18 protein-coding genes and 2 tRNA genes are annotated in these 24600 nt (G+C 65.3%); 17 read left to right on the top strand and 3 right to left on the bottom strand.

Translation table 11 applies throughout. The annotated features are described in order from the left end of the window. Complete coding sequence (locus H4O11_RS01210) at positions 1 to 1146, top strand: 5-(carboxyamino)imidazole ribonucleotide synthase (RefSeq protein WP_425506001.1); 1146 nt, start codon at positions 1 to 3, stop codon at positions 1144 to 1146. 202 nt (positions 1147 to 1348) lie between these two features. Here the strand turns inward: H4O11_RS01210 and H4O11_RS01215 are convergent, their stop codons facing one another. Then, a complete protein-coding gene (locus tag H4O11_RS01215) occupies positions 1349 to 1930 on the bottom strand; it encodes a superoxide dismutase (RefSeq protein WP_182337624.1) in 582 nt (193 codons plus the stop codon). Positions 1931 to 2059: 129 nt separating this feature from the next. Here H4O11_RS01215 and grxD point away from each other — a divergent pair, with 129 nt between their 5' ends. The 11 genes from grxD to H4O11_RS01270 all read left to right on the top strand — a co-directional run bounded on the left by grxD (position 2060) and on the right by H4O11_RS01270 (position 16340). After that, a complete protein-coding gene (gene grxD, locus H4O11_RS01220; protein ID WP_220466541.1) occupies positions 2060 to 2371 on the top strand; it encodes a Grx4 family monothiol glutaredoxin in 312 nt (103 codons plus the stop codon). Continuing rightward, complete coding sequence (locus H4O11_RS01225; RefSeq protein ID WP_182337626.1) at positions 2368 to 3117, top strand: SDR family NAD(P)-dependent oxidoreductase; 750 nt, start codon at positions 2368 to 2370, stop codon at positions 3115 to 3117. Before grxD ends, H4O11_RS01225 begins: the two co-directional genes overlap by 4 nt. Before the next feature lie 241 nt (positions 3118 to 3358). Further along, positions 3359 to 6574 carry a TonB-dependent receptor gene (locus tag H4O11_RS01230; protein WP_182337627.1) on the top strand — a complete coding sequence of 1072 codons (3216 nt, stop codon included), beginning with the start codon at positions 3359 to 3361 and terminating at the stop codon, positions 6572 to 6574. Between the two features lie 244 nt (positions 6575 to 6818). Further along, positions 6819 to 8201, top strand: coding sequence for a nucleotide 5'-monophosphate nucleosidase PpnN (gene ppnN, locus H4O11_RS01235; protein ID WP_425505984.1), 1383 nt, complete (start codon positions 6819 to 6821; stop codon positions 8199 to 8201). Between the two features lie 302 nt (positions 8202 to 8503). Continuing rightward, complete coding sequence (locus tag H4O11_RS01240) at positions 8504 to 9022, top strand: GspH/FimT family pseudopilin (RefSeq protein WP_281367565.1); 519 nt, start codon at positions 8504 to 8506, stop codon at positions 9020 to 9022. Then, positions 9019 to 9480 (top strand): type IV pilus modification protein PilV, encoded by a 462-nt coding sequence (pilV, locus tag H4O11_RS01245; RefSeq protein WP_182337629.1) that lies wholly within the window; start codon positions 9019 to 9021, stop codon positions 9478 to 9480. The genes H4O11_RS01240 and pilV overlap by 4 nt, the downstream gene beginning before the upstream one ends. 23 nt (positions 9481 to 9503) lie before the next feature. Next, entirely contained in the window at positions 9504 to 10667 is a 1164-nt protein-coding gene (locus tag H4O11_RS01250; RefSeq protein ID WP_182337630.1) for a PilW family protein, read from the top strand. A gap of 7 nt (positions 10668 to 10674) precedes the next feature. Next, the gene (locus H4O11_RS01255; RefSeq protein ID WP_182337631.1) at positions 10675 to 11157 is read left to right on the top strand and encodes a pilus assembly PilX family protein; all 483 of its coding nucleotides are present in this window, start codon (positions 10675 to 10677) and stop codon (positions 11155 to 11157) included. After that, a complete protein-coding gene (locus H4O11_RS01260) occupies positions 11154 to 15758 on the top strand; it encodes a pilus assembly protein (protein ID WP_182337632.1) in 4605 nt (1534 codons plus the stop codon). The genes H4O11_RS01255 and H4O11_RS01260 overlap by 4 nt, the downstream gene beginning before the upstream one ends. 23 nt (positions 15759 to 15781) lie before the next feature. After that, the gene (locus H4O11_RS01265) at positions 15782 to 16195 is read left to right on the top strand and encodes a type IV pilin protein (RefSeq protein ID WP_182337633.1); all 414 of its coding nucleotides are present in this window, start codon (positions 15782 to 15784) and stop codon (positions 16193 to 16195) included. Positions 16196 to 16263: 68 nt separating this feature from the next. Beyond that, positions 16264 to 16340: transfer RNA gene (locus tag H4O11_RS01270), tRNA-Asn, on the top strand. Positions 16341 to 16391: 51 nt separating this feature from the next. Here the strand turns inward: H4O11_RS01270 and H4O11_RS01275 are convergent. Next, positions 16392 to 16937 (bottom strand): GspH/FimT family pseudopilin, encoded by a 546-nt coding sequence (locus H4O11_RS01275; protein ID WP_182337634.1) that lies wholly within the window; start codon positions 16935 to 16937, stop codon positions 16392 to 16394. 144 nt (positions 16938 to 17081) lie between these two features. Between H4O11_RS01275 and uvrB the strand changes: the two genes are divergently transcribed. Both uvrB and H4O11_RS01285 read left to right on the top strand, forming a co-directional pair. Beyond that, on the top strand, positions 17082 to 19115 hold the full coding sequence (gene uvrB / locus H4O11_RS01280; RefSeq protein WP_182337635.1) for an excinuclease ABC subunit UvrB: 2034 nt from the start codon (positions 17082 to 17084) through the stop codon (positions 19113 to 19115). Between the two features lie 119 nt (positions 19116 to 19234). Continuing rightward, a tRNA-Val gene (locus H4O11_RS01285) sits at positions 19235 to 19309 on the top strand. Between the two features lie 309 nt (positions 19310 to 19618). Here H4O11_RS01285 and H4O11_RS01290 read toward each other — a convergent pair. After that, positions 19619 to 19936, bottom strand: a complete 318-nt coding sequence (locus H4O11_RS01290) for a hypothetical protein (RefSeq protein ID WP_182337636.1) — start codon at positions 19934 to 19936, stop codon at positions 19619 to 19621. A gap of 124 nt (positions 19937 to 20060) precedes the next feature. Here H4O11_RS01290 and H4O11_RS01295 point away from each other — a divergent pair, with 124 nt between their 5' ends. The 3 genes from H4O11_RS01295 (at position 20061) to H4O11_RS01305 (ending at position 24597) form a co-directional block, all read left to right on the top strand. Further along, positions 20061 to 20732, top strand: coding sequence for a response regulator transcription factor (locus H4O11_RS01295; protein ID WP_182337637.1), 672 nt, complete (start codon positions 20061 to 20063; stop codon positions 20730 to 20732). A gap of 2 nt (positions 20733 to 20734) precedes the next feature. Then, positions 20735 to 22081 (top strand): sensor histidine kinase, encoded by a 1347-nt coding sequence (locus H4O11_RS01300; RefSeq protein ID WP_182337638.1) that lies wholly within the window; start codon positions 20735 to 20737, stop codon positions 22079 to 22081. Between the two features lie 65 nt (positions 22082 to 22146). Continuing rightward, the gene (locus H4O11_RS01305; protein ID WP_182337639.1) at positions 22147 to 24597 is read left to right on the top strand and encodes a DNA internalization-related competence protein ComEC/Rec2; all 2451 of its coding nucleotides are present in this window, start codon (positions 22147 to 22149) and stop codon (positions 24595 to 24597) included. Positions 24598 to 24600 lie beyond the last annotated feature (3 nt).

The following is a 24600-nucleotide window of genomic DNA, read 5'->3' on the forward strand; positions in this document are numbered from 1 at the left end:
ATGAAGACCGTTGGCATCCTGGGGGGCGGCCAGCTGGCCCGCATGATGGTCCTGGCCGGTGCGCCGATGGGGCTGCGCTTTGAACTGTTCGACCCGGCCAGTGATGCCTGCGGCGCGCAGCTGGCGCCGCTGACCGTCGGCGCCTTCGACGACCGTGAGGCCCTGGCAGCCTTCGCGGCCAAGGTCGACGTGGTCACCTTCGATTTCGAGAACGTGCCGGCAGAGAGCGCGCAGTGGCTGGCCGAGCGCGTGCCGGTGCATCCGTCGCCGTCGGTGCTGGCGGTGGCGCAGGACCGCCTGAGCGAGAAGACGCTGTTCCAGCAGCTGGATATTCCGCTGCCGCCATTCGCTGATATCCGCAGCCGCGACGAGCTGGCGGCCAAGACCGCCGAGTTCGGCCTGCCGTGCATCCTCAAGACGCGCCGGCTCGGCTACGACGGCAAGGGCCAGTTCCGCCTGCGCAGCGAGGCCGACATCGACGCGGCATGGGACGCGCTGGGCGCGCAGGTCGAAAAGACCGGGCTGATACTCGAAGGGTTCGTTGCTTTCCAGCGCGAAGTCAGCGTGGTGGCCGTGCGTGGGAGCGACGGCAGTTTCCGGGCGTATCCGGTCACGGGCAACTGGCATGTCGATGGCGTGTTGTCGGCCAGCGTGGCGCCGGCCCGGCTGTCCGCCGCCGAGCACGACGCGGCCATCGGCCATGCCCGTCGACTGGCCGACCATCTGCAGTACGTGGGGGTGTTCGCGCTGGAGCTGTTCTGCCGCGACGGCGAGCTGCTGGCCAACGAGATGGCACCACGCGTGCACAACTCCGGTCATTGGACCATCGAAGGCAGCGAAACTTCGCAGTTCGAGAACCACCTGCGCGCCGTATTGGGCCTGCCGTTGGGCGATACGCGCATGCTCGGCCACGCCTGCATGTTGAACTGGATCGGCGCCATGCCCGATGCCGGGGCGGTACTCGCGCAGGCCAGCGGCCATTGGCACGATTACGGCAAGCAACCGCGCGATGGGCGCAAGGTCGGCCATGCCACGCTGCGCGACGACGATGCCGGCGCGCTGGCCAATGCGCTGGAGCAGGTGGGTGGCACGCTCGACCGGCAAGCCCAGGTCGAACCGGCAGTACATGCGCTGCGCACCCTCTGACCTGTTGGCCCGGTAGAAGAGGGGCCTGGCCCCGCTCTTGTGTCTCGGAGCTGGGCCGTGATCAGGCACAATTCCGCCGGGCATGGCCCGGCGCTACGTCGACGTGTGCAGGGTCCGGCCGGCCCCGGGTGCGGCTGTTGCCACCAGCCGCGAGGGGATTCACCCGCTCGACCGCCCTTGCACGGATCAGGGCGAGACGGTACTACAGCGCCAGCTGCGCCGCAGCGAACTCCCAGTCCACCATCTGCCACCAGGCGTCCAGGTAACGCGCGCGGTCGTTCTGGTAATCCAGGTAATACGCGTGCTCCCATAGATTGCAGCCCAGCAACGGGGTGCTCAGGCCGGTCAGCGGAGTGCCGGCATTGCGGGTGACCTGGATGGCCAGGCTGCCATCGGGATGCTGGACCAGCCAGGCCCAGCCGGCACCGAACAGCCCCAATGCTGCCTCGTTGAACGCTTGCCGCAGGCGCGCGGTATCGCCGAAGTGGCGCTTGACCCGTTCCGCCAGCCGCCCCTGTGGTTCGCCCCCGCCGCGCGTGCGCAGGCACTGCCACTGGAACTGCTGGTTCCAGGCCTGGGCAGCCGCCTCGAACAGGGTGCCCTGGCTTTCGTGCACGATCCGTTCCAGCGCCGCGTCTTCCCATTCGGTGCCGGCAGTCCGTGCCTGGACGATTTCCACGCAGGCACGCTGATGCTGGTCGTGCTGCAATGCAACAGCCCGTTCGGACAGGTGCGGCTGCAGCGCGCTGGCGGGGTAGGGCAGATCGGTCAGTTCCATGGACATGCGTTGGGATGAGGAAGGGAGGGGGCGATGGTTGGTTCCATCGGCTTACAATGACAGGTACCGTGGGAAGTCTAGCCGACCGTCGCGGTCGGGTTCTCCCATCCAGGAGGCAGTGTGGTTGTGGCAGTGATGCAGCAGATCCAGGCCGAAGTCGATCGTTACCCGCTCGTGCTTTTCATGAAGGGTACGCCGCAGTACCCCACGTGCGGTTATTCCAGCCGTGCGGTACAGGCGCTGATGGCCGCCGGTGCAGTGTCCCTGCGCACCATCAACGTGCTGGAAGAACCTGAGATCCGCGCCAACCTGCCGCGTTTCTCGAACCTGCCGACCTTCCCGCAGCTGTTCATGCATGGCGAGCTGATCGGGGGCTGCGACATCGTGATGGAGCTGTTCGAGGCCGGTGAGCTGAAGCGCATCGTCGAGGAGGCGTCGGCTGCATGAGCGCAGTGCCGTCGCCTGCATCGGACCCCAAGGTGCTCGACGGTCGCGTGATCCTGGTTGCCGGCGCTGGCGGCGGCCTCGGCAGTGCCGCCGCAGTGGCCTGCGCGCGCGCAGGTGCGACCGTGGTCCTGCTGGGCCGCAAACCGCGCCGGCTGGATCGGGTATATGCCCAGGTACAGGCCGTGGGGCCCGAGCCCCTGCTGTATCCGCTGGACCTGGAAGGGGCCAGCCCCGACGACTTTGCCGAACTGGCCATGCGGCTGGACAGCGAACTGGGCCGGTTGGACGGGGTGCTGGTCTGCGCAGCGGATTTTCCGGGCCTGACCCCGTTTGAACTGGCCGACCCGGCGGCGTTTGCACGCTCCCTCCATGTCACGCTGACCGCGCCGGCATGGTTGGCACAGGCCTGCCTGCCGCTGCTGCGGCGGCAGCAGGATGCAGCGCTGGTGTTCTGCGTGGATGACCCGGCCAAGGTCGGCGGAGCGTACTGGGGTGGGTATGGTGTTGCCCAACATGGGCTGCGCGGCCTGCTGGCCAGCCTGCATGAAGAGCTGAAAGCCGGCCCGGTACGGGTGGCTGGCCTGCAACCGGGACCGATGCGCACCGCACTCCGGGCGCGGGCATGGTCGCTGGACCAGGACACGGCGGCCCAGTCGCCGGAGCTTGCCGCCGACCAGGCGGTGACCTTGTTGTCATCGCAGGGCTTGACGTGGCGCGGAAAAGTGGTGGAGCTGGGCGCGGATTGATGGGGCCGAGCGGTTGATTCTTCGCGGGGAGTGAAGAATACGTCACGCTTAAGTTGCGATGGCGTGCCGTTTGTCGCACTACCGTCACAATCAGATCGTACCGTGTTAATCTATTGTTAACCGTTGCGGCAGCTGCCGTTCACGGTTGGGAACCCCAGATAAATGTCCATGCAGCCCCCCGCAATGGCTGTTTGGGCGCGCTTTTTTCCGCCATCGCCAACTCCCATCGAGGCTACCCTAGATGAACCACCCACTCCGGATGTCCAAGCTCACCCTTGGCCTCGTGGCCGCGCTTGCCGCTGCTCCCGCCTTTGCCCAGAGCACCTCCTCAGGTGTCGGCGGCCAGGTCACGTCCAACGCAGGCGCGCCTGTGGTTGGTGCCGAAGTCACCATCACCCACACCGAGTCGGGCACTGTTTCGCGCGCCACGACCGATGCCTCGGGTCGTTATGTTGCCCGCGGCCTCCGCGTCGGTGGCCCGTACACCGTCACTATCACCAAGCCCGGTGAAGGCACCAAGACCGAAGAAGGCGTGTTCCTGAGCCTGAACCAGGTCGGCACGGTGAATGCCAACCTGACCGGCGACATCAAGTCGCTGGACGGCGTCACCGTCATGGCCGCCGCGCCGAGCGTCTTCAGCTCGGAAACCAAGGGCATCGGTACCTCGGTCGATGGTCGCAAGCTGGAACTGGCGCCGAAGGGCAGCCGTTCGCTGGACGATGTCGCCCGCCTTGACCCGCGTGTCACCGTGACCGACCAGGCCACCGGCGCGATCTCGATCGCCGGCGTCAACAACCGCTACAACAAGATTTCCGTCGATGGCCTGTCGCAGGGCGACCCGTTCGGCCTGAACGCCAATGGCATGCCGTACACCGGCTCGCCGATTTCGGTGGACACCATCGCGGCCTATGACATCAACGTCAGTGACTACGATGTGTCCCAGGACGTGGTCGGCGCGGCAGTCAACGCTGTCACCAAGTCCGGTACCAACGAGTTCCACGGATCGGTGTACTACGTGTACAAGAAGGCCGACAGCATGGTCGGCTCGCGTGATGGCGAAGACTACGATGCCTTCGGCAAGGACACGACCAAGGGCTTCACCCTCGGTGGCCCGATCCTGAAGGATCGCCTGTTCTTCTTCGGTGCATATGAAGAACAGGAAGTGACCGATTTCGGCGGCGCCGCGTCCTCGGACGGCTTCAGCACCGGTGCGGTGACCCAGGACGAAATCAACCAGGTCATCGATATCGCCAAGAACCAATATGGCATCGACCCGGGCACCTACGGTGCGGCAGGCGGCATCAACCTGACCAACAAGCGCTACCTGGGCAAGATCGACTGGAACATCAGTGATTCCCACCGCGCCAGCCTGACCTACCAGCAGACCGAAGAGACGCTGCCGCAGCCGTACGACAGCAACTCCAGCTCGGTCATCCTGACCAGCCGTTGGTTCACCAAGGCCAGTGAGACCAAGAACACCTCGCTGCAGCTGTTCAGTGACTGGAGCGACAACTTCACCACTGAAGCCAAGGTCAGCTACCAGAAGTTCTCGCAGATCTCCGGCGCGTCGCAGGACCTGCCGGCGATCAACGTCGGCGTGGCCAGCACCCTCCCGACTTCCACCAATGGCGTGCGTTTCGGCGAAGACCGCAACCGCCATGAGAACGCGATCGACACCAAGAAGCTGACCGCGTCGTTCTTCGGTACGTACTACGCCGGCGACCATACCATCAAGGCCGGTATCGATTACGAGAACACCGAGGCGTACAACATGTACGGCCGCGACCTGCATGGCGTGTACTCGTTCGACAGCATCGAAGACTTCGCTGCCGGCAACTATTACCGTTACGACGTGCGTCGTCCGGTCGATGGCTTTACCGAAGCCGATACCGCCGCGCAGATCGAGTTCAGCCAGATCAGCCCGTTCATCCAGGACACCTGGCAGGTCAACAACAACCTGTCGATCACTTACGGCCTGCGCATGAACATCCCGAAGGCCAAGGAAGCGCCGCCGCGCAAGCCGGGCTTCGAAGAAACCTTTGGCTTCCGCAACGATTACAAGATCGGCAGCAGCAACAAGGTCATCCTGCCGCGATTCTCGTTCAATTACGCCTTCGATACCGAGCGCTACTCTCAGCTGTGTGGTGGTGCCGGCCTGTTCCAGACGGTGCCGCCGTTCGTATGGCTGGCCAACCCGTACCAGAACAACGGCGTGGCCGCCGGCTCGTTCTGCGCCACGCGTCCGGACGTTTCCATCGCCAACTGCGTCCCGAACGACGGCAGCTATAACTTCAGCGTGGATCCGTACAACCAGCCGTTCCCGGCAGGTGCCAGTGCCCCGCCGACCGCGCAGATGGATACCATCGATCCGGACTTCAAGCTGCCGACCGTCTACAAGTTCACCCTGGGCTATGACCATGAGCTGCCGTGGTGGGGCATGGTGGGTACGGTCGAGCTGATGCACCTGAAGAACAAGGACGCGGTGTTCTACAACGCGCTGAACATCGGTACGCCGCAGGGCCAGCTGTTCGACGGCCGTGACAGCTACTGGGTCACCCCGGGTACGGGCAAGAACGCCGGCGCCCTGCCGGGTTACGCCACCAACTCGACCTACCTGACCAACAGCGACAAGGGCTCGTCGACCGCGGTGACCTTCTCGCTGGACAAGCCGCTGTCCAACGGCTGGTACGGCAACCTGGCCTATACCTACACCAAGGCCACCGAAGTCGGTTCGGACACCAGCTCGCAGGGCTGGTCCAGCTACCAGTTCGTGTCGCGCCTGAACCCGAACGAAGAGATCGCCGGCCGCGCAACCCGCGAGATCCAGAACTCGATCAAGCTGTCGCTGGGTTGGGAACACGCGTTCTTCGGCGACTACAAGACCAGCTTCACCGGCTTCTACAACGGGCATGACGGCCTGCCGTACACCTGGATCGTCAATGGCGATATCAATGGCGATGGCGTGTTCCAGGATCCGGCATACATTCCGCTGCTGAACGACCCGAATGTCGTGTTCGTCAATGGTCGCAACGGTGCCGCCAGTGCCGACCAGATCGCCGAGTTCCAGTCCCGCATCGATGCGGATCCGTACCTGGCTGCCCGTCGCGGTTCGGTTGCCGACCGTAACGGCGCACGCAACCCATGGGTCAACCAGCTGGATGTGGCCATCCAGCAGGAACTGCCGGGCTTCTTCAAGGAGCACAAGTCGGTCCTGCGCCTGGATATCTACAACTTCCTGAACATGCTGGACAAGAAGTGGGGCAATACCCGCAACGTCGGTGGCTTCGATACCCGTTACCTGGCCGGCCTGAATCGCGTCACGGCCGATGGCAAGTACGAGTACGACCTTTCCAACAATGCGCCGCAGGATCTGGAAACCTATGATTTCAGCTCTGGCTACCCGCACCGCGTGGTGTCGCGCTGGTCGGCCATGCTGACCCTGCGTTACGAGTTCTGATCCCTCAGTTGGTGAAGTAGTGAAAGGCGGCCGGGGAAACCCGGCCGCCTTTTTCATGCAGGGCTTGTGGAGCCTCCGGCACAGGCGTAGCATCGACCCCATACGCGGCCCACGCCGCTGCCGCGCCCCTCCGGGACGCCGGCGACACCTATCCAACGGTCGGGTTTCCCGGCCGTTTTGCTTTTTAAGGGGGCGGCGCTACAGTCGAAAACCTTGAGGAAGCGAAAAGTTGGACATGACGACGATGATCGATAAGCCGGCGCGCACGCTGCCGGTGCAGGACGCGCGGATCTACCCGCGCGGTGGGCTGGATGTGTTGTCACGGGCCGAGGTGGCGCGCCTGCGCGATGCCTCCGGTGGTGGCATGCACGAGCTGCTGCGGCGCTGTGCGTTGGCGGTGTTGACCAGTGGCAGTGCCTCGGACGATCCGCGCGCGGCGCGTGATCTGTACCCGGATTTCGATATCCAGGTCGCGCAGCAGGACCGTGGCGTACGCATCGACCTGGCCAACGCGCCGGCGATGGCATTCGTGGATGGCGAGATCATCCGCGGCGTGGCCGAACTGCTGTTCGCGGTGGTGCGCGACCTGGCCTACATGGCCATCGAGATGGGCCCGGACTACGCGGCCGAGCTGGAATCTTCCGACGGCATCACCAATGCGGTGTTCGGGCTGCTGCGCAACGCGCGCATCCTCACCCCGGGCGACCCGAACCTGGTGGTCTGCTGGGGCGGGCACTCCATCGGCCGCGACGAATACCTGTACACCAAGCAGGTGGGCTATGAGCTGGGCCTGCGTGGCCTGGACATCTGCACCGGCTGCGGCCCGGGCGCGATGAAGGGCCCGATGAAGGGCGCCACCATCGCCCATGCCAAGCAGCGCAGGCACGTGACCCGCTACATCGGTGTGACCGAGCCGGGCATCATCGCTGCCGAGTCGCCGAACCCGATCGTCAACCATCTGGTGATCATGCCGGACATCGAGAAGCGCCTGGAGGCATTCGTCCGCATCGGCCACGGGATCATCGTGTTCGCCGGTGGCGTCGGTACCGCCGAAGAGATCCTCTACCTGCTCGGCATCCTGCTGCGCGAAGAGAACAAGGACCTGCCGTTCCCGCTGATCCTGACCGGTCCGACCGTGGCGGCACCGTACTTCGAGCAGATCGATCGCTTTATCCGCCTGACCCTGGGCGAGGCCGCTGCCGCGCGCTACCAGATCATCATCGGCGACCCGACGGCGGTGGCACGCAAGATGGCGGCCGGCATCAAGCAGGTGCGCGAGCATCGCCTGGCACAGAAGGATTCGTTCTTCTTCAACTGGTCCATCGAGATTCCGTGGGAGTACCAGCAGCCGTTCGTGCCCACGCATGAAGCGATGGCTGCGCTGGACCTGCACCACGGCCGCGCTCCCCATGCGCTGGCGGCGGACCTTCGGCGCGCGTTTTCCGGCATCGTCGCCGGCAACGTAAAGGAAGATGGCATGCGCCGCATCGAGGAGTTCGGGCCGTTCCAGATCCATGGCGACGCGGACATGATGCAGGCACTGGACGAATTGCTGCGCGCCTTCGTCGAGCAGCGCCGGATGAAGATTTCCGGCGAGTACCAGCCCTGTTACCAGGTGCTGGCCTGATCGTACCCGGGTGGGTGTCGGCTGCTGGCCGGCACCTCTGCTGGCTGTCGGCTCGCCGGGCATGGCCCGGCGCTACGGTCAGCGGGGTATGGCGCGGCGCTACGGCCAGCCGGGCATGGCGCGGCGTTGCGGCCAGCCGGTTATGGCGCGGCGTTACGGCCAGCCGGGCATGGCGCGGCGTTACGGCCGCTTGGGCGCCAGGCATTTGACGCCCATCGCCCGGAACGACCGTTCATCCTCCCGACGCTTGCAGCGCATCCGGCGCTGGCCCATCGTGCTGTCACCACGCTGGGGAGCGTTCCATGTCATTGCGCCGGATCAACGGCTTCACTCTGCTTGAATTGATGGTCACCGTCGCGGTGCTCGCGATCCTGGCCGCCATTGCGTTTCCCAGCTTCCAAGGCACGCTGCGCTCGAACCGCATGGCAACCACCTCCAACGAGTTGATCGCCGCACTGTCGCTTGCGCGCTCGGAGGCCGTGAAGAACACCCGTGGCGCGGGCATCTGCGCGTCATCCGCAGGCACTTCCTGCGATGGTCCAACCTGGTCCGGTGGCTGGATGGTGTGGGGCGATACCAACGGCAACGGAGCCTTCGACGCCGGCGAACCGGTGCTGCGCTTCGCTGAAGGCCGGCCTGCCCTCGAGGGCGTCAGTGGCCAGGACCTGACCATCGCCTTCGATGCGCGCGGTCGCAACCGTGCCGCTGCCGCGCAGGACATCACCCTGCTTCCCGACGAATGCGGCAACCAGGACCTGCAGCGCAGGTTGACCATATCGCCGACCGGCCAGGTCCGGCTGCACAAGGAAAAATGCGCATGAGCCCGCGCCGTATGCGAACCCTTGGACACCAGCAGGGCGGCTTCAGCCTGATCGAAGTGATGATCGCCATCCTGGTGCTCGGTTTCGGCCTGCTTGGGTTCGCCCTGCTGCAGACCATGAACGTGCGCTACGTGCAGAGTGCCAATTACCGGACGCAGGCGACCAACCTGAGTTACGAGCTGCTGGACCAGATCCGCATCAACCGCGTGGCGGCCTCGTTGTATGCGGGTACCTACGCTGCAACAACCTCCAACTGCGAACCGCCCACGGGAACCCGGATCGACAAGGATCAGTTCATGGCTGACTGGCAATGCCGCATGGGCAAGGCCTTGGGTGACGGTGCCAGCGTCACGGTGGCCCGCAACGGCGACGTCATCAGCGTGGCGGTCAGCTGGGGTGACGAGCGCTGGAATGAAGAAGCGGAAGACACCACGTTCACCGCGAGGACGCGCCTGTGAAGCACCGTCAGCCTTCCCCGCGCATGGACGGACTTTCGCTCATCGAACTGATGATTGCGATGGTCATCGGCCTCATCGTCATGCTGGGCGTGATCCAGGTATTTGCTGCATCGCGTGCTGCGTACCAGCTGTCCGAAGGGCTGGCGCGCGTGCAGGAAAACAGCCGTTTCGCCATGGATTCGCTGCAGCGTGAGTTGCGCATGGCCGGGCACTTCGGCTGCGTCAACGACCAGGCGCATACATTGCAGCCGCCCGGCACGCTCAACTCGACGCTGACCGTTGCCGCGCACCCCTCGCTGGATTTCACCCGGTCCATCCAGGGGTATGAAGCGACCGACACCGCACCGGGCAGCGCGATCACGCTGGCGACGACGCCGGCGACAGGCGGCACGGGCTACAGCCCGGCCTTGCCTGCCGAACTGGCCAATGCAATGACCAACCGGGTCAATGGCAGCGACATCGTCGCGTTGCGCTACCTGATGCCCGATGGCGTGCCGGTCACTGCCGTGGGCAACAGCGGTGAAAGGCCATCCTTCGATTTCGACGCCTCCCGCCTGGAGGTGCTGCGCAGCGGCGTGACCACGCCTGGCCTGTTCGGCATAGCAGACTGCCTGTCCGCGACGGTGTTCCAGGCCCAGGCGCTGGATCCGGGCGGAAGAATTGTTTTCGACACGGTCGCCTTGAACGGCTCGAACACCTTTACCAGCCTGTACACCACCGGGCAGGCGATGCTCCATCGCGCGGAGAGCATCGTGTTCTACGTCGGCTACGACGCCGAGACCGGACAGACCTCGCTGTATCGGCTTCGCTTCTCCGCAGAGCCGGGCGGCGCCCTGCAGGTGGGACCCACCGAGGCGCTGGTGGAAGGCGTGGAGAACATGCAGCTGCTGTATGGGCAGGACCGCGAGCTGACCGCCGTGTCGCCATCGGGCTACATCGACAGCCAGGGCACGGCAACCGATGTCGAAGCGTCGCTGACGGACACCGCCCAGGGCTGGCGCCGCGTAGGTGCCGTGCAGGTGGGGCTGGTGATGTCCAGCTCAAGTCCTGCCGCCGCCAAGCAGGCCGAGGGCGATGCCGCCGCACTCAGCGCGCTCGGGGTTACTTTCACCGCGCCCAACGATGGCCGCATGCGCGCTGTCTACCAGACCACGGTAGCGCTGCGTAATCGTCTGTATGGCAACTGAGGCAAGCATGGCCATCCGCACACCCAGACATCCTTCTTCCCGTGCGCAGCGCGGCGCGGTGCTGTACGTCGCGCTGATCATGCTGATCCTGCTTGCCCTGATCGGCATCGCCGGCATGCAGGTGACCGGCATGCAGGAACGCATGGCGGCCAACTACCTGCGCACCAACCAGGCTTTCCAGAACGCCGAAGCGGATGCGCGCGAGGTGGAAAACACTATCGAGCTTGCGATGAGCGACACCGGCATCTACGTCGCCGCGCAGGAAGAGTGCAGCCCGACCTACGACCCGCTGACCTGGGCAGATGGCATCAGCCTGGCCACGGCCAGCTATACCCGGCGGGTGGACAAGTGTTTCGCCGCGTCCAGCCGGCGTATCGGCGAGCGCCAGAACGAAGAAACCGGAAATATCTATCAGGTCACGGCATTGGCCAGTGACGATCCCGACAACGCCTCGGCCAGTGCCGTCATCGACACGGTTTTCATTCCATGACCACCCAGCGTCGCTTCCTTCGTTTGACTTCCTCCACATGGCTGCGCGCAGGTGCCGCCACCGCCGTGCTTGCCGGCGTGGTCGCCCTGGTGGTGCCGCTGCGTGCAGCGATTGGCGATTACGACATCGCCCAGGAGCCGCTGTACACCAAACAGAGCCAGCCACCGTTGATGATGATGGTGATGTCGCGCGACGAACAGCTGTTCAACAAGGCGTACAGCGATTACAGCGACCTGGACGAGGATGGCGTCCTCGACACCACGTACCTGGACAAGTTCGAGTACGGCGGTTATTTCGACTCGAAACTCTGCTACACCCATGACGGCAGCGTATTCAAGGCATCCATTGCTGCAGCTGGCGCCAACGGACACAGCTGCAACAACCAGTGGTCCGGCAATTTTCTCAACTGGGTGACGATGAGCCGTCTGGATGTAATGCGCAGCGTGCTGTATGGCGGACAGCGCTCCACGGACGACCCGGGCAAGACGGTGATCGAACGTGCGCAGATCCCCAACGACCTGCATGCATGGGTGAAGGTCTACGGCGGGCAGGCAGGGCAGAACATCGCTGACTTTACGCCGCTGTCGGGGACTCAGTCGTTCTGCAACGCCACCATCGCGGCCAATGGTGCTCCGTTGATGCGCGTAGCCAGTGGAAACTGGTCGGAGTGGGCGTCCACGGCAAGCTACCAATGCGGAGTGGCACGCAGTGGCGAAGGCAGCGAGGACACCCCGCGTACCGTGTCCCCCTACACGGTGCGGGTTGAAGTCTGCGCGCCGGGCAACAACGCCGTCCGCGAGAGCTTCTGCCGCAAGTACAACGACGGCACCACCGATCATTACAAGCCGGTTGGCGTGCTGCAGAACTACGGTGAAAGCGGGCGCCTGCGCTTCGGCCTGGTGACCGGCACCTACGCCAACCCGCGCGATGGCGGCGTGCTGCGCCGGAACATCGGCAAGATCGCGGGCAATGGCACCACCTTCTGCGCCGCTGGCGACGAGATCGACCTGTCCACCGGCCAGTTCTGCTACATGAAGAGCAGTACCAAGAACGGCGAGGGTGTGATCAACACCATTTCCGCCTTCAAGATCGACCAGTGGAACTGGGGCAGCAACTGGAACGACTGCAACAATTACAGCATCCTCAACCGCCAGGGGCAGGGCGGTAACGGCAACCTGGCCGACCCCGGTACCGGTGGACAGAAGTGCAGCGCCTGGGGCAATCCGCTCGCGGAAATGTATGCCGAGGCGCTGCGCTATGTCACAGCGGGTGCCAAGCTGTATGGTGACGGTGGCGATCTCGAAGGCCTGCCTACCGGCGTGGACTGGAAGGATCCGTACCGCAGCCCGGAAAGCGGCGGCAACTCCTACTGCGCCAGCTGCAACATCCTGGTGATGTCCTCGGGCCTGCCGTCGTTCGACAGCGACAACATCGGTAGCGTGACCAACCTGACATCGGCAGTGGCTGCGACCGATGCCATCGGGACGGCGGAAGGCATGATCGGCAAGAGTTTCATGGCGGGCCGCATTGGCGCCACGCCACGCTATGAGTCGCTCAGCACCCATGAGGACATCTGCGAGGCCCATCCGATCAGCAAGCTGAGCGACGTGCGCGGCATTTGCCCGGACATTCCTTCGATGGAAGGCAGCTTCATGCTGGCCGGCCTGTCCAAGGCAGCAGCGGAAACCGACCTGCGGCCGGGCGTCCAGGGCAAGCCGGCCGATTACAAGGTCACCGCGACCACCTACACCGTCGCGATGGCCGAGAACCTGCCAAAATTCGAACTGAATGTCGGCGGGGCCAAGATCGGCCTCTCGCCGTTGTGCCAGGCAAACAACACCGGCACGGCAGGCATCGACTCCAGCGGCTGGCGCAGTTGCTTCCTGGGCTCGGTGGGCATCGGTACCAAGACCTCCTCGGTTTCGCCCAACTACGTGTATGGCCGCCCCTACAAGAACGACGGCAGTGCGGGCAGCTTCTCGCTGGTCTGGGAGGATTCGCTGTGGGGCAACGACCATGACAACGACGTGGTCACCATGCTCAGCTACTGCGTCGGTGCGGCATGCCACGATGCGATCAGCGGGTTCCAGAACATCTGCTGGCGGGCCGGCAATGACGGGGTATGCAACAGCGAGCGGATCAACGGCACCATCGGTGCCGATGAAGTGCTGGTACGCATAGAGAACCTGTCCGCCTACGCCGGTAATGCGATGCTCACCGGTTACACCATCACCGGTTCCGATGCAGCTGCCCCGGTACAGCGGTTGGCGCTGCGTCCAGGCAACAGCAATGGCTCGGTGCTGACGGTTACGGCCAATCCGCCGAGCAACTGGGGCAGGGCCATCGTCAAGAAGTTCAAGGCCTCCAGCGGCGCGGCGGGCCAGCTCGAAAGCCCGCTGTGGTACGCCGCCAAGTACGGTGTGCCGGAAGGCAAGAAGTGGGACAGCAAGCAGGCCGGTGTGCCGGACAACTATTTCCTGGCGCGCAACCCGACCAAGCTCAAGGAAGCACTGGAAGGCATCTTCAACAGTGCAGCCGAGGGCGACGCGCCGGTCGGCGGCAGCGGCACGGGCGCACGCATCAGCACCGGCTCGTTCACCGTCTCATCGCACTTCAGCGTGCCGCAGGGATCCTACGACTGGACGGGTGATGTCATCGCCACCCAGGTCACCACCGATGGCAGCGACGGCACGGAACTGTGGCGCGCATCCAGCCGCATCGCCAGTTCCACCCGCCGCATCTACATGGCCACCGAACCGACCGCCACGTCCAATGACGGCACGGTGACCGCAGCGAAGGTTGCGGAATTCCTGGCGACCAATATCCCCGGCCGGGACGACAACGAAAAGCTCGCGGTGATGGGTTTCAGCGCATCCATTCCGGAATGGTTTGCCGGAAAAACATCGACCAACCTGGTGAACTACCTGCGCGGTGCACCCATCAGCGGCTTGCGGACGCGCTCGACCCCATTGGGCGACATCGTCAACTCCACCACCGAGATCGTCTCCAATCGCGACGATTACGGTTATGCCACCTGGTCTACTTACAGCACGACGTGGAAGCAGGCCCTGGGTACCTCGTACAGGACGTTCCTGGAGGGCAAGCGCGGCACTGGCGGCCCGCCGACGATGGTCTATGTCGGCGCGAACGACGGCATGATGCATGGCTTCAACGCCTCCGACTCACCATCGGGCGGCAATGAGGAGCTGGCATTCGTTCCCTCGACGTCGCTGCAGCACATCGGCGAACTGGCCAATCCGAAGTACGGCCACCGCTACTATGTCGATGGTCCGTTGACCTCGTCGGATGTCTACTACGGCAACGACTGGCATACGGTGCTGGTGGGAACCACCGGCGGCGGCGGTGCCAGCCAGGCACCGAATGCGGCAGCGGCGGGCAACGGTTCGGTATTCGCGCTGGACGTCGGTAATCCGTCCGGTTTCGATGCCAGCAAGGTCCTGTGGGAAGTGTCGGGCCAGACCGAATCCGATCTGGGTTTCGTGCTGGGCAAGCCTTCCATCGTGCCACTCACGGGCACGGCCGTCGGGGCGCAGCCACGCTTTGTCGCCCTGTTCGGAAATGGCGTGAACTCTACCAGCGGCAAGGCCGCGCTGTACGTGGTCGATATCCAGACCGGCCAGGTACTGCGGAAGATCAGCCCGGCAGGGTCGGGCTACGCCAACCGCAATGGACTGATCAACATCGCCCCGGTGGCATTGAAGAACAACGATGGCATCACCGATACCGTGTACGGCGGTGACATGCAGGGCAACCTGTGGAAGTTCGACCTGTCCGATACCAACCCGGCGAACTGGAAGGTGGCCCTGGATGGTGCTCCGCTGTTCACCGCCAGGCGGGGGGAAGCGCAGCAGCCGATAATGAGTGGCATCGAGGTATCCAGTGGCCCGGGCGGCGGCGTCAGCCTGTTCTTCGGCACGGGGCAGTACTTCGCTGCCGACGACAACCAGGTCAGCAGCACCTCGCCGGTGCAGACGCTGTATGGCGTGTGGGATGACCTGAGGACAGCGATAGGGGGCCGGGCCAACCTTGTCGAACAGACCATCAGCAGCACCACCTCCAGTGGCGGTTACGACATCCGTAATGTCAGCCGTAACAATGTGAGCTACACGACCAGCCGCGGCTGGTACGTGGACCTGGTCGTTGACGGTACGGTCGAAGGTGAGCGCTTCGTCGGCAACCCCAATATCCAGAACGGCAGCGTGTTCTTCACCAGCTATGTGCCGGGCACGGCCATCTGCGGTAGCGGTGGCGGTACCAACTGGCTGTATGGGCTCAACCTGCTGACCGGTGGTGGGGCCATGTCCGGGTTGAGCCCTGAGATCGGTGGCGAATCGCTGTGCACCGGCGAATGCGGTGCGGTGGCGTTGTCCAAGGGGGGCGACCGTGGGCAGGGCCCGCCGGTGAAGGACACCAGCATCTTCGTGCCCAAACTGACGCCGTGTGATCCCAATACCGCAGGTTGTACGGTCGAAGATGCACTGAAAGCCGACCAGTGCACCTTCGTCCTGCGCGCGCCGGGTGCCGATGCCATGTTCATGCCCCGTCCCTGCGGCCGGCAATCCTGGCGGCAGATCCGATGATCCCTTCCACGTCGAGGTTTTCCATGCAGATGCCGCCATCCCGACAGGGCCAGCGTGGCTTCACCCTGATCGAGCTGATGATCGTGGTGGCCGTGGTGGCGATCCTTGCCGCCATAGCATTTCCCTCCTACCAGGAACATGTGCGCAAGTCCCGCCGTGCCCAGGCCAAGGCCGACCTGATCGAACTTACGCAGCAGCTGGAACGCCATCACACCGTGCAGAACACCTACGCCGGCCTGACCCTTCCGTTTAGCCAGTCGCCGCGCGATGGCACGTCGCACTACGCGCTCTCCTTCGATGGCACCCCGGATGGCAGTACCTTCAAGCTGCAGGCGGTGCCGGGCGGGGCACAGGAAAAGGACACGTGCGGCACGCTGACACTGGACCAGGCCGGGCGGAAAACGCCTGCGGCCAGCAGCGTGGAGGGGTGCTGGTAGGGCACCCCGGCAGCGGTGCATCGGAGGCTTGCAAGGGGCGCTTGTTGTTGGCTAGAATGCGCACCCCCGCCCGAATAGCTCAGCCGGTTAGAGCACTTGACTGTTAATCAGGGGGTCGTTGGTTCGAGTCCAACTTCGGGCGCCAGATCCTGCAAAGGCCGCGAGAAATCGCGGCTTTTGCTTTTTCGTTTCCGCGTCATTTTCCCTTGCAGGGCATCGGCCGATTCGGCCGTTCGCTGCGGATGCGCCCGGGAACACTGACCATCACCTTGCTGTGCAGCTGTCCGTCCAGGCACACGCGGATGGTCTGGTTGGTCCCGGCGCCGCGGCCATCGGCACGGAACTGAATGCGGGGCTTCAGGGTGCTCTGGACCGTCCGTACCTCCGAGGGCCGGCGCTGCTCCACCAGCAGCAGCTCGGTGGGTAGCGGGTCTGCCCGCGATCCGGGTGGAACCGGGTAGAGCAGCCAACCCCGGCTCCAGTCCTTGCCGCAGGTGACGCCATCGTCGCTGGGGCATGCCTCGATGCGCTGCTGCCGTGTGATCGCCGTGCTCCGGGCGGTGGCCAGCAGGGATTGCAACTGCATGCGCAGGCTGTCGGCGCGGGTGCGGGCGAGGGCGCCACGCAGCGAAGGCAGCGCCAGTGCGCTGAGGATCGCCAGGATGCAGGTGGCGACAACCAACTGCACCAGCCCGAACCCCCTCGGCTGCGGACAGCACTGGCACTTGCGCGATCTGTTCATGGGGCCCCTGATGTCTGGCTCCATGATCCGGGGTGACATCACCTCCACCCATCGTCGGCAAGGAAGCCAGGGTATGGGGATTCCCCTCAACCGACCGTCACCCATCCCCCCGCTATAATGACCACCCCGGGAACTGGCAGCACCATGAGCGACCGTTTTCAACTCGTCTCGCCGTACTCACCGGCAGGCGACCAGCCGAACGCCATCGAGAAGCTGAGCAGCAATTTCGAAGCCGGTATCGCCAAGCAGACCCTGCTGGGCGTGACTGGCTCGGGCAAGACCTACACCATCGCCAACGTCATCGACCGCATCCAGAAGCCGACGCTGATCATGGCGCCGAACAAGACGCTGGCCGCGCAGTTGTATGGCGAGTTCAAGGCGTTCTTTCCGCACAACGCGGTCGAGTACTTCGTCAGCTACTACGATTACTACCAGCCCGAAGCCTACGTGCCGTCCTCGGATACCTTCATCGAGAAGGACAGCTCGATCAACGAGCACATCGAGCAGATGCGGCTGGCGGCGACCAAGACCCTGCTGTCACGCCCGGATGCGATCGTGGTGGCGACGGTGTCGGCCATCTATGGCCTGGGCGCGCCGGAGGACTACCTGTCGCTGCGGCTGATCCTGTCCAAAGGCGAGCGCATCGACCAGCGCGACCTGATCAACCACCTGACCCAACTGCAGTACACCCGCAACGAATACGAGCTGCAGCGTGGTACGTTCCGCGTGCGCGGCGAGGTGATCGACGTGTTTCCGGCCGAATCGGACAGCGAAGCGCTGCGCATCGAACTGTTCGATGGCGAGGTCGAGAAGATCACCATGTTCGACCCGTTGACCGGTGAAACGCTGCGCAACCTGATGCGTTTCACTGTCTACCCGAAGACCCATTACGCGACTACCCGCGAGCGCGTGCTGGGCGCGGTGGAGACCATCAAGGTCGAGTTGAAGGAACGGCTGGAGCAGTTGTACGCGCAGAACAAGCTGGTGGAAGCGCAGCGCCTGGCGCAGCGTACCCAGTTCGACCTGGAAATGATGGCCGAGGTGGGCTTCTGCAACGGCATCGAAAACTACTCACGCCACCTCACCGGCAAGAACGCAGGCGAGCCGCCACCGACCCTGTTCGATTACCTGCCGCCGGATGCGCTGCTGGTCATCGACGAATCGCACGTGACCATTCCGCAGATCGGCGCGATGTACAAGGGCGACCGGTCGCGCAAGGAGACGCTGGTGGAGTTCGGTTTCCGGCTGCCCTCGGCGCTGGACAACCGGCCGCTGCGCTTCGAGGAGTGGGAACAGCGTTGCCCGCGCGCGATCTATGTGTCGGCAACGCCGGGGCCGTACGAGTACCGCGAGGCAGGGGAGGACATGGCCGAGCTGGTGGTGCGCCCGACCGGCCTGATCGATCCGATGGTGGAGATCCGCCCGGTCGGCACGCAGGTCGATGACCTGATGAGCGAGGCCAACGAACGCATCAAGATGGGCGACCGCGTACTGGTCACCACGTTGACCAAGCGCATGGCCGAGAACCTCACCGAATACCTCGGCGAGCACGGCATCCGCGTGCGTTACCTGCATTCGGATATCGACACGGTGGAGCGCGTGGAGATCATCCGTGACCTGCGGCTGGGAAAGTTCGACGTGCTGGTAGGCATCAACCTGCTGCGCGAAGGCCTGGACATGCCGGAAGTGTCGCTGGTGGCGATCCTGGATGCGGACAAGGAGGGCTTCCTGCGCTCCACCGGCTCGCTGATCCAGACCATCGGCCGCGCTGCGCGAAACGTGCGCGGCAAGGCGATCCTGTACGCCGACCGGATGACCCGATCCATGCAGGCGGCCATCGACGAAACCGACCGCCGCCGCACCAAGCAGGTGGAATACAACGAGGAACACGGGATCGTGCCCAAGTCGGTCGCCAGGCCGATCGTCGATGTGCTGGAAGGGGCGCGTTCGGATGCGGCCGAAAAGGAATCGCGCAAGGGCAAAGGCAAGGGCAAGGCGGGCGGGGTCGCCCTGGCCGAAGAGGGCGCCGACTATGCGACGCTGTCACCAGCGCAGGTGGCCACCCGGCTCAAGGCGCTGGAACAGCGGATGTACCAGCACGCCAAGGACCTGGAGTTCGAGGAAGCTGGCCGCGTACGCGACCTGATCCGCAAGCTGAAGGAGGCCAGCCTGGGGTGATCAGGTCGGCTGAACGATAGCGCCTGCGATTTCTTCACAAAACTATTGCGCTTGGTCGATGTCCTCCGTAATATACGCGGCCTGCACCGGCGCATTCGCAGCGGGGCAGGAGACAAAACGGGCGGTTAGCTCAGCGGTAGAGCACTACCTTGACATGGTAGGGGTCACAGGTTCGAACCCTGTACCGCCCACCACTTCCAACGAAGTGGATATACGAAAAAGGCCAGCCATCGCGCTGGCTTTTTTGTGCCCGGTGCTTTTGTAGTGTCGAGCCATGCTCGACTGCTCTTGCCAGTTGTCCGTCCCGATCGACCAATGCAGCTTCCGATGATGGAGCTGCAGCAGGATGCCATACACGACCTGCCGCTCCACTTCGTGCAGAAACTGGAGCAGATGCTGGCCAAGCGCCAGGCGTCGATGCGGTTCGCGCGTGATCGATGGGGTGCGGCGACGGGCATGGCCCGTCGCTACCAATTTACGTGGGACGAGCAGGCCGCGGTGGCTCAGCCCGTCGCGAAGGCCTGGCGCAGGCTGTGCAGGGAGTCCTGCCGGCATGTGGTGGCGCAGTCTTCGCCCATCTTGAATTCCTGCAGGCGCATGCCGACCAGGGTCAGTGACAGCGCATAGCTGCTGCCGGAGGCGTGGCGCGCGTTGCTGATGGCGTGGCGTGCCAATGCGTCGACGTGCGCGCGATCCGGCAGCAAGCCGAGGTAGGCGCGTTCGGCGCTGTCCAGGTCGGGGGCCATCAGGACGGCATGCGGGTCGTGCAGGGCAGAGAGCTGGGCGGGCGCGGTGCTGGCCGGGGGGAGGAGGGCATCCATGGCGTCGTCTGGCTCGTTGCAGAAGCGGTCAGTGCAGGTTGCGCCTTCAACATTGTCGGAACATTGCCGCAGCCCGGCCGGGCTTATCATCGACACAACTTTCCTGCTGACTACCGGTTTCCTCATGCGCATCCTGCTGGTCGAAGACGATCCTGACCTGTCCCGTGCCCTGCAATCCGGGCTGGAGCGCCAGGGCGTGGTCGCCGACGTGGTGGACAACCTGGCGGCGGCCGCCGAGGCATTGCGCGAACCGGTACATCAGCTGTTGCTGCTCGACCGCCAACTGCCCGACGGCGATGGCATGGCGTTCGTTGCCACCGCCCGTGCATTGCGGCCGAACCTGGCGGTGATCATGCTGACTGCAAAGGGCGAGCTCAGCGACAAAGTGGAAGGCCTGGACGTGGGGGCGGACGACTACCTGGTCAAGCCGGTGGCGATCGAGGAGCTGATGGCGCGCATCCGCGCAGTGGCGCGCCGCCCCACCGAGATGCTGGCACCGGTACTGAAACTGGGCAGGCTGCAGTTCGACTTCGAATCGCTGCAGGCCAGCGTGGACGGCCAGCAGTTGGCGTTGCCACGGCGGCAGGTGCTGGTACTGCAGGCGCTGGCACTGCGCCAGGGCCGTACGGTTACCCGCAGTGCGCTGGAAGAGGCGGTGTACGGCTTCGACGACGAAATCCAGTCCAATGCGCTGGATGCGCATATTTCCAAGCTGCGCAAAGCGCTGCAGCAGGCCGGTGCAGGCGTGGAAATCCATGTCATCCGTGGCGTTGGCTACCTGTTGGGCGAGGCATGAGCATGAATACCGACATCCGCTCGATTTCCCTGGGTTTGGCGTGGCGCGTCTGCCTGGCCCAGGTGTTCACCGTACTGATCGCGGTGATGGCATTGATCCTGACCTGGGGTGACCAGGAGTCCGTGGCGATGGACATGTTCGCCGCCGATAACGTGGCCGCCGCACTGCACGGCGATGGCGGTACGATCACCCTGGACGGCGACCGCTGGCAGACGTTGAACGCGCGTGCCGGCGGCAACCTGTGGTTCGTGGCCGTGGATGAGCGCGGCAATCGGCTGTCACAGGGCAGCATCCCGGAGGTGCATCGTGAGCTGCTCTCGCGGCTGGAACGCGTGGGCTACAGCGAACTGAGTTCGTTGACGCCACCCTACCTGGATGCCGCGCGCATCGTGATCAGCAACAAGGACGGCCGGCGGCTGACCGTGATGGTGGGGGGGCAGCCGAAGACCGGCCTGTGGGAGGGCGCGTTGATGGTGCTGCGGCTGATCGGGCCGTGGTTCTTCCTGCCGCTGATCGTGGTGACGCTGCTGGTGATGCCGACGGTGATCCATCGTGCGATGCGCGGCGTGCGCCGGCTTGCCCAGCAGGCCCGGCAGCTGGATATCGGCAAGCCGGGCGCGCGCCTGGACACGGACCTGGTCAGCAGCGAGATCGCGCCGCTGGTAGCGGCCTTCAACGATGCCATCGGCAAGGTGCAGCAAGGCTATGCAGCGCGCGACAAGTTCCTGGCCGATGCCGCGCATGAGCTGCGCGTGCCGATCGCGGTGGTGCAGGCACGTTTGTCGCAGCTGCCTCAGGGAAGCCTGAAGGCGCAACTGCTCAATGATGTTGCCCGACTGGGCAACGTGGCCGAACACCTGCTGGACCTGCAGCGACTGGATCGCAGCGTGGATACACTGCAGCCGCTGGACCTGGCGGCGCTGGCGCGCACCGCGGCGGCCGAACTGGCACCGTTGGTGATCGGAGCCGGTTACCAGTTTGAAGTGGATGCACCGGAGCGGCCGGTATGGATCGTCGGTGACGGCATCGCGCTGGGCAGGGTGATGGCCAACCTGGTGCACAACGCCATCGTGCATGGTGGCGGCCGCGGCACCATCACCGTGACCCTGGATACCGACGGCACGCTGGAGGTGGCCGATGAGGGCGAGGGCGTGCCGGCCGATGACCGTGAAGCGATCTTCGAACCTTTCCATCGGCTGCGGGCGGCAGGCAGTGGCAGCGGACTGGGATTGCACCTGGTCAAGGAAATCGTCCAGCACCATGGTGGCACGGTCAGCGTCGGTGAAGCACGGGGTGGGGGCGCCAGTTTCCGCATTGCCTTTCATCGCCCGGCGCAACGTCCAGGCTGAAATCTGACCGGACAGCCTGCTGCACGCTGATGGGCGCGTGCTGACGGCCACGCGATGCTTCCCGCATGGGGAGCCAGGCTCGCGACGATCCGGCAACGGTGCCGTGCCTGCTGGGCAAGGCCAGTGCTGCTGCGCTGGTGGCTGGCGCCACGGTCTGTTGCCTGTTGCCGCAGTTGCCGCCTGCGTGGGGGGCCTGGTCGGGACTCGCCGCAGGGGGCGCGTTGTGGTTGCGGCGTTGGCGTGGCCGTTGGTTGGGGCCGTTGCTGGTGGGCGCCAGCTGGGCGGCATTGCATGGGCATTGGGCGCTGGATGCCCAGTTGCCACCGCACGCTGCGCCGCTGGATCGCACCGTCAGTGGGCGCGTCATCGACCTGCCGGACCATCAACCGCATGCCAGCCGCTTCCTGCTGCGCATCGATGGCAGCGATGCAACGCCTCCCGGGTTGCGTGGACGACGCGTGCAGGTCTACTGGAGCGCGCCGTTCGCACGGCCAGGCGGATCATCACCGGAGGCGGATGTGGACGGTTCGGTGACGCGTTTGAGCGTTGCCGCTGGTGCGCGCTGGCAATTGCCGCTGCGCCTGCGTGCACCACGCAGCCGCATCAATCCAGGTGGTTTCGACGGAGAGCGGCATGCGTTGGCGCTGGGCATCATCGGAAGTGCCCAGGTGCGCGGTGGCGCCCAGGCCAGGGAGCTTGCCGCCGGACATGGACTGCCCGCCTGGCGCGAGGCGATGGCCTCGCGCGTGGACATGCGCGTCGGCGCCGATACGGCGCGCTTCGTACGGGCGTTGGCGCTTGGCGATACCCGTGGCCTGCAGGACAGCGACTGGGAGCAGCTACGCGCGCTGGGACTTACCCATCTGATCGCCATTTCAGGTTTCCACGTCGGACTGGTCGCCGGTGGTTTCGCGTTGCTCGTCGGCGGGGCGTGGCGTTGCGCCAGCGTGTTGCCACGTTTGTTGCCACGGCCGACGGCGGCCGCGATGGCCGCTGCCGCCGGCGCGATGGCCTATGCGCTGGTGGCCGGTCTGGCGCTGCCTACCGTGCGTACGGCGCTGATGATCGTGGTGGTGGCGCTGGCTCGTGCTACCCGGCGTCGGCTGCCCTGGGCGCAATCGTTGGCATTGGCCGCCTTCGCCACGCTGCTGGTGACGCCGTTGTCGGTGCTGGCGGCCGGCTTCTGGCTTAGTTTCGGCGGCGTGCTGTGGCTGCTGTGGTGCCTGCCGGGTGGTGGGCGGCCGGAAACCGGGCTGCGTGGGCTGCTCAAGCCGTTCTTCGCGGCGCAGGGCGTGGCCAGCCTGGCGCTGTTGCCGCTGGGCATCAGCCTGTTCGGCCAGGCATCGCGGATCGGCCCGCTGGTCAACCTGGTGGCGGTGCCGTGGTGGAGCCTGGTGGTGGTGCCGCTGGCACTGCTGGGCACGGCGCTGGAGGCGATCCACCCTGGCCTGGGGGGCTGGGCGTGGCGGTTGGCAGGGTGGACCTTCGACCTGAGCTGGCACTGGCTGCAGCCAGCGGCAGGGTGGGCTGGCGCGGTGTGGTGGGTGCCCGCCGCGCCGCGCTGGACGCTGCCGATGGCATTGGCCGGGGTGTTCTGGTGGCTGCTGCCGCGTGGGCGGGGCGGGCTGTTGGCCGCACCGCTGCTGTGTCTGCCGCTGCTGTGGCCCGCGCGCCAGTTGCCGGTACCCGGTGCAGTGGAATTGCTGGTGCTGGACGTCGGCCAAGGCACCGCCGTGCTGGTGCGGACCACCACGCACAGCCTGCTGTATGACCTTGGGCCACCGGGCGTGGGCGCGGGCACGGATGCCGGGGAACGGGTGGTGGTGCCGGCGCTGCGCGCGCTGGCGACGGGGCCGCCGGACAGGGTGCTGCTGAGCCATGGCGATGCGGATCACGCCGGCGGCCTGCCCGGGCTGCGGCGCTGGCTGCCGGCGGTGCCGGTGATGGCACCGGTGGGATCCGGCGTGGCCGGTGCCGCGCCCTGCCATCGTGGACAGCAATGGCAGTGGGACGGGGTGGAATTCCGCGTGCTGTACCCGCCGCTCGGGCATCGCGAGCGCGGTAATGAAAGCAGCTGCGTGCTGCGGATCGGCACCGCGCATGGGGCGCTGCTGCTGGCAGGGGACATCGGCAGGCGCAGTGAAGCCTGGCTGCTGCAGGCCGGCCGCCAGGACCTGGCCGCGGCGGCGGTGCTGGTGCCACACCACGGCAGCGCGGGCTCTTCCAGCGCCGCATGGGTGCTGGCGGTGGCCCCCCGGCTGGCGCTGGTGTCGGCTGGGCACCGCAATCGCTTCGGCCATCCACGTGCCGAGGTCGTGCAGCGCTGGCACGATGCCGGCGCCGAAGTGCTGGGCACGGCGGGCTCTGGGGCCCTGCGGGTGTGGCTGGACGGGCAGGGCCTGCACGTGCGCGAACAACGGGTGCATGAAAGCCGTTGGTGGGATGCCGTGGGGCGGGAGCGGGCGGCTGCTATCCTATCGGTGGACAAACAGGCGGCCGATGGGCCGGAGGGTTGAAAC

This window comes from Stenotrophomonas tumulicola, assembly GCF_014117215.1.
In the GTDB taxonomy this organism is placed as follows: Bacteria; Pseudomonadota; Gammaproteobacteria; order Xanthomonadales; family Xanthomonadaceae; genus Stenotrophomonas; species Stenotrophomonas tumulicola.